The organism is Aquipuribacter aurantiacus (genome assembly GCF_051216895.1).
Lineage (GTDB): Bacteria > Actinomycetota > Actinomycetes > Actinomycetales > JBBAYJ01 > Aquipuribacter.
On sequence record NZ_JBPKAO010000007.1, the window covers coordinates 108,736 to 122,148 of the forward strand.

10 protein-coding genes and 1 riboswitch are annotated in these 13,413 nt (G+C 75.3%); of the genes, 3 read left to right on the plus strand and 7 right to left on the minus strand.

The window, feature by feature from the left end; translation table 11 throughout:
* Nucleotides 1-23: 23 nt before the first annotated feature.
* Both ACR80Q_RS11305 and ACR80Q_RS11310 read left to right on the plus strand, forming a co-directional pair.
* Nucleotides 24-1,436, plus strand: coding sequence for a KamA family radical SAM protein (locus ACR80Q_RS11305; RefSeq protein ID WP_435377714.1), 1,413 nt, complete (start codon nucleotides 24-26; stop codon nucleotides 1,434-1,436).
* A 38-nt stretch (nucleotides 1,437-1,474) separates the two neighbouring features.
* A complete protein-coding gene (locus ACR80Q_RS11310) occupies nucleotides 1,475-3,700 on the plus strand; it encodes a GGDEF domain-containing protein (RefSeq protein WP_435377715.1) in 2,226 nt (741 codons plus the stop codon).
* Here the strand turns inward: ACR80Q_RS11310 and ACR80Q_RS11315 are convergent.
* Together ACR80Q_RS11315 and ACR80Q_RS11320 are read right to left on the minus strand one after the other, a co-directional pair.
* Nucleotides 3,673-4,140 (minus strand): Lrp/AsnC family transcriptional regulator, encoded by a 468-nt coding sequence (locus tag ACR80Q_RS11315; RefSeq protein ID WP_435377716.1) that lies wholly within the window; start codon nucleotides 4,138-4,140, stop codon nucleotides 3,673-3,675. The genes ACR80Q_RS11310 and ACR80Q_RS11315 overlap by 28 nt on opposite strands.
* 91 nt (nucleotides 4,141-4,231) lie before the next feature.
* Entirely contained in the window at nucleotides 4,232-5,437 is a 1,206-nt protein-coding gene (locus tag ACR80Q_RS11320) for an acyl-CoA dehydrogenase family protein (RefSeq protein ID WP_435377717.1), read from the minus strand.
* A gap of 116 nt (nucleotides 5,438-5,553) precedes the next feature.
* Between ACR80Q_RS11320 and ACR80Q_RS11325 the strand changes: the two genes are divergently transcribed.
* On the plus strand, nucleotides 5,554-6,489 hold the full coding sequence (locus tag ACR80Q_RS11325) for a 5'-3' exonuclease (protein WP_435377718.1): 936 nt from the start codon (nucleotides 5,554-5,556) through the stop codon (nucleotides 6,487-6,489).
* 41 nt (nucleotides 6,490-6,530) lie between these two features.
* On the opposite strand, the gene ACR80Q_RS11330 is transcribed toward ACR80Q_RS11325, so the two are convergent.
* The 5 genes from ACR80Q_RS11330 to ACR80Q_RS11350 all read right to left on the minus strand — a co-directional run bounded on the left by ACR80Q_RS11330 (nucleotide 6,531) and on the right by ACR80Q_RS11350 (nucleotide 13,411).
* The gene (locus tag ACR80Q_RS11330) at nucleotides 6,531-7,346 is read right to left on the minus strand and encodes an energy-coupling factor transporter transmembrane component T family protein (RefSeq protein WP_435377719.1); all 816 of its coding nucleotides are present in this window, start codon (nucleotides 7,344-7,346) and stop codon (nucleotides 6,531-6,533) included.
* A complete protein-coding gene (locus tag ACR80Q_RS11335; protein ID WP_435377720.1) occupies nucleotides 7,343-9,100 on the minus strand; it encodes an ABC transporter ATP-binding protein in 1,758 nt (585 codons plus the stop codon). Before ACR80Q_RS11335 ends, ACR80Q_RS11330 begins: the two co-directional genes overlap by 4 nt.
* On the minus strand, nucleotides 9,093-9,707 hold the full coding sequence (locus tag ACR80Q_RS11340; RefSeq protein WP_435377721.1) for an ECF transporter S component: 615 nt from the start codon (nucleotides 9,705-9,707) through the stop codon (nucleotides 9,093-9,095). Before ACR80Q_RS11340 ends, ACR80Q_RS11335 begins: the two co-directional genes overlap by 8 nt.
* Nucleotides 9,704-10,420, minus strand: a complete 717-nt coding sequence (locus tag ACR80Q_RS11345) for a YkoF family thiamine/hydroxymethylpyrimidine-binding protein (RefSeq protein WP_435377722.1) — start codon at nucleotides 10,418-10,420, stop codon at nucleotides 9,704-9,706. The genes ACR80Q_RS11340 and ACR80Q_RS11345 overlap by 4 nt, the downstream gene beginning before the upstream one ends.
* A 56-nt stretch (nucleotides 10,421-10,476) precedes the next feature.
* Nucleotides 10,477-10,581, minus strand: a riboswitch (TPP riboswitch).
* Nucleotides 10,582-10,630: 49 nt separating this feature from the next.
* On the minus strand, nucleotides 10,631-13,411 hold the full coding sequence (locus ACR80Q_RS11350; protein ID WP_435377723.1) for a DEAD/DEAH box helicase: 2,781 nt from the start codon (nucleotides 13,409-13,411) through the stop codon (nucleotides 10,631-10,633).
* Nucleotides 13,412-13,413: the final 2 nt, after the last annotated feature.

Sequence of the window (13,413 nt, forward strand, 5' to 3'; positions counted from 1 at the left end):
ACAATCCTCCGTACGGTGGCCTCGTGAGTGATGCCCGTGTCGACCAGCCCTACACCTACGACCGCCGGGAGCTCGTCGAGCCGGACTGGCGCCGCATGCCGGGCTGGTCCGACGTCACCGACGAGCAGTGGCGCGACGTGCAGTGGCAGCGCAGCCACTGCCTCAAGAACGTCCAGCAGCTGCGCGACGTCATGGGCGGCCTGCTGAGCGACGACGTCTACGACGACCTCGTCGCCGACCAGCAGCAGCGGGCCACCATGTCGATGCTGCTGCCGCCGCAGATGATGAACACCATCGTCCCCAGCACCGGTCCGGACGGGATGCCGGCGCCCGGGGCCGCGTACTCCGAGGCGTTCCGCGCCGACCCCGTCCGGCGGTACATGCTCCCGCTGCTCGGCGACCGGTTCGTCGAGTGGGCCTCGCACCCGTTCTCCAGCCGCGACTCCCTGCACGAGCACGACATGTGGGCCGTCGAGGGCCTGACCCACCGCTACCCCACCAAGGTGCTGGCCGAGGTCCTCCCGACCTGCCCGCAGTACTGCGGGCACTGCACCCGGATGGACCTGGTCGGCAACTCCACCCCCCAGGTCGAGAAGCTCAAGTTCACCCTCAAGCCCAACGACCGGCTGCAGGACATGCTCGACTACCTGCGCCGCACCCCCACGGTCCGCGACGTGGTGGTCTCCGGCGGCGACGTGGCCAACATGCCGTGGCCCCGGTTGGAGCAGTTCCTGGCCGCGCTGCTGGAGATCCCCAACATCCGCGACATCCGCCTGGCCACCAAGGCGCTGATGGGGCTGCCCCAGCACTGGCTGTCCGCCCCCGTGGTGGAGGGCATGACCCGCGTCGCCGGCACCGCCCGCCGCCGCGGCGTCGCCCTCGCGATCCACACGCACGTCAACGCCGCCGGCTCCCTCACCCCGCTGGTGGCCGAGGCGGCCCGGGCGATGCACGAGGCCGGCGTGCGGGACGTCCGCAACCAGGGCGTGCTCATGCGCGGGGTCAACGACTCCCCCGAGGCGCTGCTCGACCTGTGCTTCGGGCTGCAGGACGAGGCGTCGATCACGCCGTACTACTTCTACATGTGCGACATGATCCCCGCGGCCGAGCACTGGCGGACCTCGCTGGCCTCGGCCCAGGACCTGCAGCACGCGATCATGGGCTACCTGCCGGGCTTCGCGACGCCCCGGATCGTCTGCGACGTGCCCTTCGTCGGCAAGCGCTGGGTGCACCAGGTCCACGCCTACGACACGGTCCGCGGCATCAGCGAGTGGACCAAGAACTACCGGACGTCGGTCGAGATGGACGACCCGGAGGCGTTGAGCCGGACCTTCCCGTACTACGACCCGATCGACACCCTGCCGCCCGAGGGCCAGGCCTGGTGGGCGGAGCGGGCCCGCCTGGACGCCGGTCTGGGCGTGCTCGTCGGCGGGTAGCCCTCAGGTCCGGGGGGCGGACGGCCGATGTGCACCGCATGTCGTCCGCCTCCCCACCGCCGCGCCGCGGTGGGGAGCGGGTCGAGGCCGACCGGAGGGCGCAGACCGCCGACGCGATCCTGCCCGCGCTGACGGCCGCCGCGTCGGTCCTGCTCCTCATGGCCGGGCTGCGCCTGGTCCTGGCGCCGCCGGAGGAGCTGCTGGTGGCGCTGGTCATGGCGGGGACCGGGGCGGTCCTCGGCGCCGTCCGCCTGGCCTGTGCGCACTCTGGGGTCCGGGGCGCGGTCCGCCGGTGCGCGGACGAGGTCGGCCTGGCGGCCTGCCTGCTGGCGTCGGTCCCGGCGTTCACCGAGCTGATGGTCACCGGCAGCCCGACCGCGGCCGGTGGGCTGGTCGTGTTCCTCCTGGCGACCGGGGCGCTGCTCAACGACCGCCGGTACTCGCTGCTGGTGACGCTGGTCTGCCTGGCGCAGTGGCTGGCGGTCGCCGCGGCGCACGGGCTGCAGCAGGAGTGGGCCCCGCTGACCGTGCTCGTCCTGTGCGCCGCCGTGCTGGCCCGGGTGCTCAACGCCCTGCGCTGCCGAGCCGCGGACCAGCTGGCCACCGCGGAGGTCGCCATCCTCGAGGCCGCCGTCACCGACGACCTCACCGGCCTCGCCAACCGACGCGGGCTCCTCGCCGCCGGGGCCCCGCTGCTGCTCGCCGCCGACCGCGACGCCCCGCTCGCCTGCCTCTACCTGGACGTCGACGGGCTCAAGGCGACGAACGACCGGTTCGGGCACGCGGCCGGCGACGAGCTCGTGCGGGCCACGGCGCAGGCCCTGCTGACGGTGCTGCGCCCGGGCGACGTGCGCGCCCGGCTGGGCGGTGACGAGTTCGCCGCGCTCCTGCCCGCCACCACCACGGCCGAGGCCGAGGCGCTGGCGGGACGACTGCGCGTCGACCTGCTGCGGCGCGGTGTCCAGGCCAGCGCGGGCGTCGCCGGGACTGAGGGCAGCGGCACGGTCGAGGCCCTGCTCGACGCGGCCGACGGCGCGATGTACGCGGTCAAGCAGGACCGACGGGCGCTGCCCCGGCCCCGGACCGCGGAGCCGACCCCGGCCGGGGCCGCGCCGGTCGCCGCACCCCTGGTCGGCCCGCACGCCGCCGCCGCACCCCCGGCCGCGCCGCACGCCGCACCCCTGGTCCCGACGCCGGCCGAGCGCCACGGCACCGCCCGTCCGAGGCGTCGCTGGACCGACCCCGCCGCCGCCTCACGGGCGGACGTCCGGGACCTCACCCGCGCGGGGACCTGGCTGCACCTGGCCGTCGCGCCGATCCACCTGCTGCTGCTGGACGCCACCGCCGGGCCGGTCATGGCCGCCGTCAGCACGGTCGTGGCGGTGGGCATGGCCTCGCTGCACGTGCTCACGGTCGTGCCGCGGCTGCGCGGCTGGTCCGGCCGCCACGCCGACCTGCTGATGTGCGTGGCCATGCTCCTGCTGGGCGGCGAGACCGTGCTGTACGGCCACGTCGTCGCGCAGCCCTGGGCCTCCCTGACGGTCGTGCTGGCCGTGGTGGCCGCGGGGGGCACGCTGGTCCCGCGCGGCCACATGGCCCTCACCTGCCTGCTGGCGCTGGCCGGCTGGACGACGATCCTGCTCGTGCAGCCCGGCACCTGGACCTGGTCCGGGTACCCCGTGCTGGTGTCGGTCGCGGTGGCGGTCCTGCTGCACGTCACCCACCACCGCACCGTCGACCGCCTCACGGCCGCCCAGGCGCGGGTGCGCCTCGCCGCCCTGACCGACGAGCTGACCGGTCTGCGCAACCGACGAGGGTTCGAGGCCGACGGTCGGCCCGTGGTCGAGGTGTCGCTGCGGCGCGGCGAGCACGTGAGCATGCTGTACCTGGACCTGGACGGCCTCAAGGAGATCAACGACGTGCAGGGCCACGCCGCCGGCGACCGGTTGATCGTCACCGCGGCCCGCGTGCTGCGTCGCGGCGTCGGTCCGGAGGACCTGTGCGCCCGCCTCGGCGGGGACGAGTTCACCGTGCTGCTGCACGGCTGCCCCCCGACCGAGGTGCCCGGGCGGGTGCGGTGGCTGCAGTCCGCCCTGGCGGTGGAGCAGGTCCACGCCAGCATCGGGGTCGCGCACCTGCCCCGGGACGGCACGTCCCTGGACGGGCTGGTGCAGCACGCGGACCAGGTGATGCTGCAGGTCAAGCAGGCCCGACGGGCGGCGCGCCCCGACGGGGCTCAGATCCTGGGCGGCCGGTCCTCGTAGGGGGTGCTCAGCACGACGGTCGTCCGCGTCGACACCCCGGCCTTCTGCCGGATGGTCGTGAGCAGGTCCTCGAGGATGGCCGGGGACGCCACCCGCACCTTGATCATGTAGTTGGCCTCGCCCGCCACCGCGTGGATGGCCTCGACCTCCACCAGGTCCTCCAGCCGCACGGGGACGTCGTCCGGGGCGGACTGGTCCAGCGGCGTCAGCGAGATGAAGGCCGTCAGCGGCAGCCCGAGCGACGTCGCGTCCACGACCGCCCGGTAGCCCCGCAGGACACCCCGCTGCTCCAGGCGGCGGACACGGTGGTGGACGGCCGAGGTCGACAACCCGGTCAGCTTGCCCAGGTCGGTGTACGACATCCGCCCGTCGCTGGACAGCGCCCGGACGATGGAGCGGTCCAGGTCGTCGACGAAGGCCTTGCCGTCGATCGTGGTCATCGCCGCACACTAAGCCAGCGGGAGGTAACGACGGTGCAACGATCTGCGAGGCACGGGGGCTGACGCAGCAAGCACCGCCTGCGGCGGCGTCTCAGCCCCGCGCCAGCGCCCCGGCGACGACCACCCGCTGGACCTGGTTGGTGCCCTCGACGATCTGCAGCAGCTTGGCCTCGCGCATCAGCCGCTCCGCGCGGTGGTCGGTGACGTAGCCGGCGCCGCCCAGCACCTGCACCGCGTCGGTGGTCACCCGGACCGCCGCGTCGGTGCAGAACGTCTTGGCCATCGACGCCGTGGCCCGGACCCTCGTGGGGTCGTCCCCAGCGTCCAGCAGGCGCGCACCGTCCAGGTAGAGCGCCCGCGACGCGGCCACCGCCGTCGCCATGTCGGCCAGCATGAACCCGAGGCCCTGGAAGTCGATGATGCGGCGGCCGAACTGCTCCCGCTCGCGCGCGTAGGCCACGGCGTCCTCCAGCGCGGCCTGCGCCAGCCCGACCGCCACCGCGGCGATGCCCAGGCGACCGGCGTCCAGCGCCGACTTGGCCAGGCGGAACCCCTCGCCCTCGGTGCCCAGCAGCCGGTCGCCGTCCACCCGGACGCCGTCGAACGTGACCTGCGCCGTGCGCGACCCGGCGAAACCCATCTTGTGCTCGGGCGGGGCCACGCTGATCCCCTCGGCGTCGGCGGGCACCAGGAACGCCGAGATCCCCGTGCTGGGCGCCCCGCCCTCGGGTGCGGGGGACGTGCGGGCGAACACCGTGTAGCTGTCGGCCATGCCGCCGTGGGTGATCCAGGCCTTGGTGCCGTGCAGGCGCCAGCCGTCGCCGTCCCGCTCCGCGCGGGTGCGCATCGCGGCGGCGTCGGAGCCGGAGTCGGACTCCGACAGGCAGTAGGCCGCGAGCAGCTCGCCGCCCAGCAGGTCCGGCAGCCACCGCTGCACCTGCTCGGGCGTACCCGCCAGGGCCAGGCCGTGGCAGGCGAGGACGTGGACGCTGGTGCCCATCGCGACGGTCCCCCAGCAGCGGGCCAGCTCCTCCAGCACCTGCAGGTAGACGACGTAGGGCTGCCCGCCCCCGCCGTGCTCCGGGTCGTAGGGCAGGCCCAGCAGACCCGCCTTGCCCAGCAACCGGTAGGCGTCGCGGGGGTACTCCTGCAGCCGGGCGGCGCGGTCCTCGGCCTCGGCGGCCACGGGCGCCAGCTCGGCGTCGGCGATCTCGCGCACGAGCGCGAGGAGCTCGGTGGCCTCGTCGGTGGGCAGGTCACGGGCGGGGGCGGGGAAGGGTCGTCGTCGACCGGTCACGGGCGTTCCTCGGGGTGTGAGGGGTGGTGGGGTGCCGCGGGGTGGCGGCTGGGGTCACGATAACCGGGCGTGCGCGGCCTCGCCCGGTCGTCGGCCCGGCCTGCCAGCATGAGCGCGTGAGCAGACTGCTGGCCGTCGACGCCGCCACGTTGTACTTCCGGGCCTTCTACGGCGTGCCCTCCTCGGTCCGGGCGCCGGACGGCTCGCCGGTCAACGCGTTGCGCGGGTACCTCGACATGACGGCGATGCTGCTGGAGCGGTTCTCCCCCGCGGCCTACGCCGCCTGCTGGGACGCGGACTGGCGCCCCGCCTGGCGGACCGACCTCATCCCGTCCTACAAGGCCCACCGGGTCGCCGAGGGCCAGGAGGAGGAGGTCCCCGACGAGCTGTCGCCGCAGGTGCCGCTCATCGCCGAGGCCCTGGCGCTGCTGGGCCTGCCGCGGGTCGAGGCCGCGGGGATGGAGGCCGACGACGTCTGCGCGACGGTCGCGCGGCGGTGGACCGACGCGGGTCTCGGTCCGGTGGACGTGGTCAGCGGGGACCGTGACCTGCTGCAGCTGGTCGACGACGAGGCCGGGGTCCGGGTGGTCTACGTGGCCAAGGGCGTCAAGGACGCGCCCGCCATGACCGGGGCGGACCTGCTGCACCGGTACGGGGTCGCCGACGGTCGCGCGTACCTGCACATGTCCGTGCTGCGTGGCGACCCCTCCGACGGGTTGCCCGGCATCGCCGGGATCGGCGAGAAGTCCGCGGCGGACCTGATCGCCCAGCACGGCGACCTGCACGCGGTGATGGCCGCCGCGGCCGACCCCGACCGTCCCATGACGCCGGCCCGGCGCGCGAGGCTGGTCGGCTCGCTCACCTACGTCCTGGCGGCGCTGCAGGTCGTCAGCGGGGTGGACGACGCCGACGTCGTGCCACCGGCCACCGACGACTGGCTGGTCCGGGGGCCGGCCGACGACGACGCGGTGACGGCGTTCGGCGAGCGGTGGGGCTGCGCGCGTCAGATGGCCCGCGTCGCCGAGCTGGCCCGCACGGCCGCGACCCGCTGAGCCCCGGGTGGTCGCCCGGGTCCACCACCACCGGCCTCCCCTCACCCGGTGAGCGCACCGGGACCGTCCAGCAGGTCCAGCGACCACCCCAGCAGCAGGACGGCCACCATCACCACCAGCACGGAGCCCGCGAACCACGCGTCGCGGGCCCGCAGCGGCGCCGGGCGCCAGGTGGTGCGCGGCTGCAGCCCCAGGCCCCTCGACTCCAGGGACTGCGCGAGCCGCTCACCGCGTCGGACCGACACCACCAGCAGCGTGAACACGACGCCGGCCAGGAACCGGGGCGAGCGCGGCAGCCGGCCGTCGGTGCGCAGCGGGGCCCGCACGGCGTGGGCCTGCCGGATGGTCTGCCACTCCTGCGGCATCTGCTGCAGCATCCGGTAGCCGGCCAGCAGGGCGTGCGTCACCCGCGCCCCCAGCCGCGCGTTCTGGTGCAGGCTGGTCATGAGCGCCACCGGCCCGGTCGAGGCGATGAACCCGATCGCCAGCACCCCGATGAGCAGGGTCCGGGCCGCCAGCGCCGACCCCACCTCCACCCCCTCGACCGTGACCCGCAGCACCCCCCAGCGCCAGAGCACCTCCCCCGGCCGGCTCAGGACGTTGACCAGGAGCAGCCCGGTCGCGAAGGCGACGAACGGCAGGTGGGCCAGGGCGAGCGTCCGGGCGGGCAGCCGCGTGCCCGCCGCCACCGCGACCAGGCCGAGCAGGTACAGCACCGTGGGCACGAACGGGTGCAGCACCAGCAGCATGGCGGCCGACACCACGACCAGGACGCCCAGCTTGACCGTGGGGTCGACGCGCCCCAGCGGGGACGGCGCGGCCCGCTCGTCGGGGGCGAGCCGGGCGGTGGCGCTCATGCGGGCACCACCGCCGGGCCCACCGCGGGCAGCCCGTCCAGGCGCTGCAGGACCCGGGCCAGCCCCGCGGGGTCCTCCCCCGGCAGCTCCGCCAGCAGCCAGGCCACCAGCGCGGGCAGGCGCAGCCCTGCGCCCTCCAGCACGTCGGGACGGCGGAGGACGTCGACCGTGGGGCCGTCGGCCAGGACGCCGTCACGGGCCAGGACGACCAGCCGGTCGGCCACGGCCGCCACGCTGCGCAGGTCGTGGCTCACCAGCAGCACGGCCCGCCCGGCGGCCGCCTCGCGCCGCAGGGTCTGCAGCGTGGCCGCGGTGTCACGGCGGTCCAGGCCCAGCGTCGGCTCGTCCAGCAGCAGGCAGGGCCGGTCGTGGGCCAGCACGGCGGCCAGCCCGACGCGCCGCTTCTCCCCGCCCGACAACCGGTACGGGCTCTGGTCGCCCAGGTGCTCCAGGCGGTGGTCCCGCAGGGCCGCCGCGACGGTGGCGGCCGAGGTCGCGGGGTCGAGTCCGTGGGCCACCTCCTGGCGGACGGTCGTGGCCAGCAGCTGGTGCTCGGCGTGCTGGAACACCATCCCCGGGCGCGCCCCCTGCACCGTGCCGGCCGCGGGGGCCAGCAGCCCGGCCAGGGTCAGCAGCAGCGAGGACTTGCCCACCCCGTTGGCCCCCAGGACCGCGACGACCTCACCGGCGTGCAGCCGCAGGTCGACGTCGCGCAGCAGCGCCGGGGTCGGCCCGGGCGGCGGGGGGCGTCGACGCAGCCCCCGGCGACGCGCCCGCGCGGGGTCGGCGTGGCGGCGGTCCCGCACCGCCAGCCCTCGGGCGTACAGCACGACCTCCCCCGGTGGGGTCGGGCCGAGCCCCGGTGGGGTCGGACCGTGCCCGTCCCCCGCCACGAGCTCGCGCAGCAGCGCCCGGTTGGCCGCCGCGGCCAGCCCGCCGGCCACCCCGGTGACGGCGTGCAGCTCGGCCTCCAGCGGCAGCCAGCACCCCCCGGCCCGGAGCTCCGCCGAACGACCGAGCAGGACCTCGGCGGTCGGGCCGTCGGCCACCACGCGGCCCTGCTCCGACAGCACCACCGAGCGGTCGGGCAGCCCCGCGGTCCCCGCCTCCCCGGCCAGCTCGTCCAGGCGGTGCTCGACCATGACCACGGCCGGTCGGTCGTGGGCCACGACGGACCGCACGGCCGCACGGACGGCGGCCACCCCTGCCGGGTCGAGCATCGAGGTCGGCTCGTCCAGCAGCAGGACGCGGGGCCGCGCGGCCAGGGCCGCGGCCAGCGCGACCCGCTGCGACTCCCCACCGGACAGCCACGCCGTGGGCCGGGCCAGCAGGTGCTCCGCGTCCACCAGCGCCAGGACCTCCCGCACCCGCGGGCCGATCCGGTCCGGGTCGACGGCCTGGTTCTCCAGCGGCAGCGCCACCTCGGTGTCCACGTGGGGCAGGCAGACCGCGCCCGTCGGGTCCTGGGCCAGCACCCCGACCTGCCGGGAGAGCTCGACGACCGTGGTGCCCGCGGTGTCGACGCCGCCCACGACCACCCGTCCCGTGGTCCGGGCGGTGACCGTGTGGGGCACCACCCCGGTGATGGTCTGCAGCACCGTGGACTTGCCGCACCCCGAGGCCCCCAGCAGGAGCACCTGCTCCCCCGGGGCCAGGTCGAGGTCGACGTCGCGCAGGACGTCCTCGCCACGGCGGGGGAACCCCACGCCGACGCGCTCGAGCCGGACCGCGGGGTCGACGCCGTCCTCAGGCACGTCCGTCCGCCAGCTGGGCCCGGCCGATGGCGAAGTTGTCCAGGACGCCCGTGCGGGCGAGCCGGTCCACGACGACCTTGGCCAGCAGACCGCCCAGGACGACCCCGGACACCAGCTGCACCACCAGCCGCAGCACGAAGACGTCCTGGCCGTACCAGCCGAACCGGAACGCGGACCAGAAGAACACCAGCCCGGCCCCCAGGAGGCCCGACACCGCGAACACGGCCCAGCCGTAAGACCGGTACCGCGTGGCCGCGAAGGCCAGCTCGCTGCCGAACCCCTGGATCGCGGCGGCGACCACCAGCAGCGGGCCGACGGGCGAGCCCAGGAACACCACCTCGACCACGGAGGCGAGCACCTCCGCGACGAGACCGGCCCCGGCCCGGCGGACGATGGCGATGGTGATCGGCGCGACCATCAACCACCCCCCGAACACCACGTGCTGCGCCAGGTCGCCGGCCGGGCCCATGAGGATGGCCAGCCCCGTCCACGCCTGCACCAGCGCCCAGTAGACGAACCCGAACACCACGGCGAGCACCACCATGAGGACCAGGTCGCGCAGCTCCCAGCGGAACAGCCGGGGCGCCGGGGCCACGGGCGCGCTCACCGGTCACCGGCCGCGCTCGGGGAGCCGACGGACACCGTCAGGTGGCTCACGACGTGCGCGACGACGGACCCGACCGAGCCCCACGCGTCGGCCGCGGTGGCCAGCACCTCCGCGACGTCCCCGCTGAGCCGCGTCGCGTAGTGCGCGGCGCCCCTGGTGGTGCCCCGCTCGACCGCCTGGGCGATGGCCCGCTCGATGTGGACCATGTGGGCCCCGTCGTCGGACCCGCCGTCCAGCAGCGGGTACAGCGACCACTGGGCGGCGGCCGTCACGCCGGTGGGCTCGACCTGCACCGGGTCCGGGCGGGACAGGCCGGTGACCGACAGGTCGCAGCCCACCTCGCCCGGGCAGCCGCGCGACAGCAGGACGTGGGCGACGACGTGCCCGCCGCCGCTGCGTCGGTGCGCCGCGGCCAGCACGGCGGCCAGGTAGGCCACGAGCCGCTGCTCGGCCGGTTCGTCGACCGCCCCGACCCAGGTGCTCACGTCGTCGGTCTCCAGGGTCAGCCCTCGGGTGAGCCCGGCGCGCTCGACGTCCGCCAGGGCCCCGAGGATGACCGCGACGAAGTCGTCGCAGTGCGGGTGCAGGCTGAACCGCATCCCGATGCCGCGCTCGCGCGGCGTCGCGGTCCCGCTGCTCGGGCTGCCCGTGGTGCTCCTGGTCCCGCTGCCGGTGCCGGTCGTGCTGCTCGTGGTGCTTCCGGTCGTGGTCATGACGTCCTCGCTGTCCCGCCCACGGGTCGACCGAGACGACCGCCGTGCCGGACGCACGTCGGTACCTGGCCCTGCTCCCTACGCCGGTGCTAACCGGATCAGGTGACGGGTCTGCGGACGTTCCGCACTCTCAGCGCTGCTGCGCTCCCCGGGGGTCGGACAGGACCTTACGCACCGTCGCCCGGACGTGTCGAGGCGGGGTGCGTCCGCCTAGGCCGCGGGGCCCAGGGAGTACTCGACGACCCCCCGGCGGACCCGCTTGACGGCGTCACCGGCCGCGGCGCGCAGCAGGCTGCCGCGCGGGGCGGAGGCCTGGACCTGGTCGAGCAGGTCCAGGGTCTGCCGGCACCAGCGGACGAAGTCGCCCGGGCTCAGGTCGCTCTCGCGCAGCACGTTCTCCAGCGGCTGGCCCTGCGCCCACCGCCACACCGGGGCCGCGAAACCGGGGTCGGGCTCCCGGGTGGACGTCACCTTGTGCCGGTCCTCCACGTCGGTGAGGGCGGACCAGGCCCGCATCGTCGCGTCCCAGGCCAGCGCCGTGCCCCGCCCGGGCAGGCGGGGGTCGACGCCCTCGACCTCGCGACGGGCCTCGAAGACCAGGCTCGACACGACCGCCGCCAGCGCGGGTCCGTCCAGGTCGTCCCAGATGCCGGTGCGCAGGCACTCGGCGACCAGCAGGTCGGAGTGCGTGTAGATCGAGCGGAGCGCGTCGCCGGCGTCGGTCACGGTCTCGCCGTCCAGGTAGCCGAGCTCGTCGAGCACCTCGCACACCCGGTCGAACGTGCGGGCGATGACGGCCGTGCGGCCCTGGATGCGCCGTTGCAGGCCCCGGTGGTCGCGCTCCAGGTCGTCGCGGCGCTGGGCCCAGCGGGCGTGGTCCTCCCGCTCGGCGCAGCCGTGGCAGGGGTGGGCGCGCAGCTCGCGCCGCAGCTGCACCAGCTGCAGCTCCCCCGCGTCCTCGCCGTGGCGGCCACGCCCGGGCGGCTCGTCCTGGTGAGGAGGGACGACGTCGCCGCCACCGACCGCCGCCAGGGCGTTGCGCATGCTGCTGGCCAGGTCGCGGCGGGCCCGGGCGTCACCGGCGTCGAAGTGCTTGGGCACCCGGACGGTAGTGGCCACCCGGACGGCGGAGGGGAAGCTGACGGTCTCCAGCCGGCGGACCTGGCGGTCCGCGGTCAGCACGGTCGGGCGAGGGCCGGGCCCGTTCAGGCCCGGGTCCAGCACGACGGCCCAGCCGCGCTTGCGCCCGGCCGGCACGTCGATGACGTCCCCGCGGCGCAGCCGCTCCAGGGTGGCCGAGGCGTCGGCGCGACGGTCGGCCGACGCCCGCCGCGACAGGTCCTTCTCCAGGATCGAGATGCGCCCGCGCAGCCGGTGGTAGCCCTCGAAGTCGCCCAGGTGGCACGTCATCGCGTCGGAGTAGCCCGCCAGCGCCTCCTCCTGCTTGCGCAGCTGCGTGGCCAGCCCGACCACGCCGCGGTCGGCCTGGAACTGCGCGAACGACGTCTCCAGGATGGACCGGGCCTCGTTGCGCCCGACCCGCTGCACCAGGTTGACGGCCATCGAGTAGGTCGGCGCGAAGCTGGACCGCAACGGGTAGGTGCGGGTCGAGGCCAGCCCCGCGACGTGGTCCGGCTGCAGGCCGTCGCTCCACAGCACCACCGCGTGGCCCTCGACGTCGATGCCACGGCGCCCGGCCCGCCCGGTCAGCTGGGTGTACTCCCCCGCCGTGATGTCGACGTGCTGCTCGCCGTTCCACTTGACCAGCTTCTCCAGCACGACGGAGCGGGCCGGCATGTTGACGCCCAGCGCCAGGGTCTCCGTGGCGAAGACGACCTTGACCAGACCGCGCCGGAAGAGCTCCTCCACGGTCTCCTTGAACGCGGGCAGCAGACCGGCGTGGTGGGCCGCCACCCCCCGCTCCAGGCCCTCCACCCACTCCGACCAGCCCAGCACGCCGAGGTCGGCGTCGGGCAGCGACGCGGTCCGCTCCTCGGCCAGCAGGCGGATCTCGCGCCGCTCGTCGGGCGTGGTCAGCCGTACCCCCCAGGCCAGGCACTGCCGGACGGCGGCGTCGCAGCCGTTGCGGCTGAAGATGAAGTGGATGGCCGGCAGCAGGCCGTCGGCGTCCAGGGCCTCGACCACGGTGGCCCGGCTGGGGGCGCCGCGGCGTCGGGGCCGGCTGCCGCCCCGCTGCGGGCGACCCTTGTAGCGACGCTCGGAGCGCGACTCCTCGCGGGCCAGCGCGACGAGCTCCGGGTTGACCAGGCCGGGGTCGTCCCCCGGCAGACCCAGCACGGGGTCGCCGTCGGGGTCGACGAACAGGTCGTGCAGCCGCTTGTCCACCAGCACGTGCTGCCACAGCGGCACGGGGCGGTGCTCGCTGACCACCACGCGCGTGTCCCCGCGCACGGTGGCCAGCCACTCGCCGAACTCCTCGGCGTTGCTGACGGTGGCCGACAGCGAGACCAGCTGCACGTCGTCGGCCAGGTGGATGATGACCTCCTCCCAGACCGCGCCGCGGAACCGGTCGGCCAGGTAGTGCACCTCGTCCATCACGACGAAGCCCAGCCCGGCCAGGGTCGGTGAGCCCGCGTAGATCATGTTGCGGAGCACCTCGGTGGTCATCACGACCACGGGGGCCTCGCCGTTGACCGACACGTCACCGGTCAGCAGGCCCACCGCGTCGGCGCCGTGCACCGCGACCAGGTCGTTGTACTTCTGGTTGGACAGCGCCTTGATCGGGGTGGTGTAGAACGCCTTGCGTCCGGTGCGCAGGGCCAGGTCGACGGCGAACTCGCCCACCACGGTCTTGCCCGCCCCCGTGGGGGCGGCCACCAGCACGCCGTGCCCCTCGGCGACGGCCTGCATGGCCTCGAGCTGGAAGTCGTCCGCCTCGAAGGCCAGCCCGGCGACGAAGCGACCGAGCGGTGAGCTCTCCTGCCGCTGCCTGGCGCGTGCCGCGGCGAACCGTTCGGCGGGGCTGGACATGC

Bases quoted from the DNA above. Each gene is read 5' to 3' on its own strand.
- ACR80Q_RS11345 (WP_435377722.1), bottom strand. From the start codon at position 10,420: ATGACCACGACCGGAAGCACCACGAGCAGCACGACCGGCACCGGCAGC.
- ACR80Q_RS11310 (WP_435377715.1), top strand. From the start codon at position 1,475: ATGTCGTCCGCCTCCCCACCGCCGCGCCGCGGTGGGGAGCGGGTCGAG.
- ACR80Q_RS11315 (WP_435377716.1), bottom strand. From the start codon at position 4,140: ATGACCACGATCGACGGCAAGGCCTTCGTCGACGACCTGGACCGCTCC.
- ACR80Q_RS11350 (WP_435377723.1), bottom strand. From the start codon at position 13,411: ATGTCCAGCCCCGCCGAACGGTTCGCCGCGGCACGCGCCAGGCAGCGG.
- ACR80Q_RS11330 (WP_435377719.1), bottom strand. From the start codon at position 7,346: ATGAGCGCCACCGCCCGGCTCGCCCCCGACGAGCGGGCCGCGCCGTCC.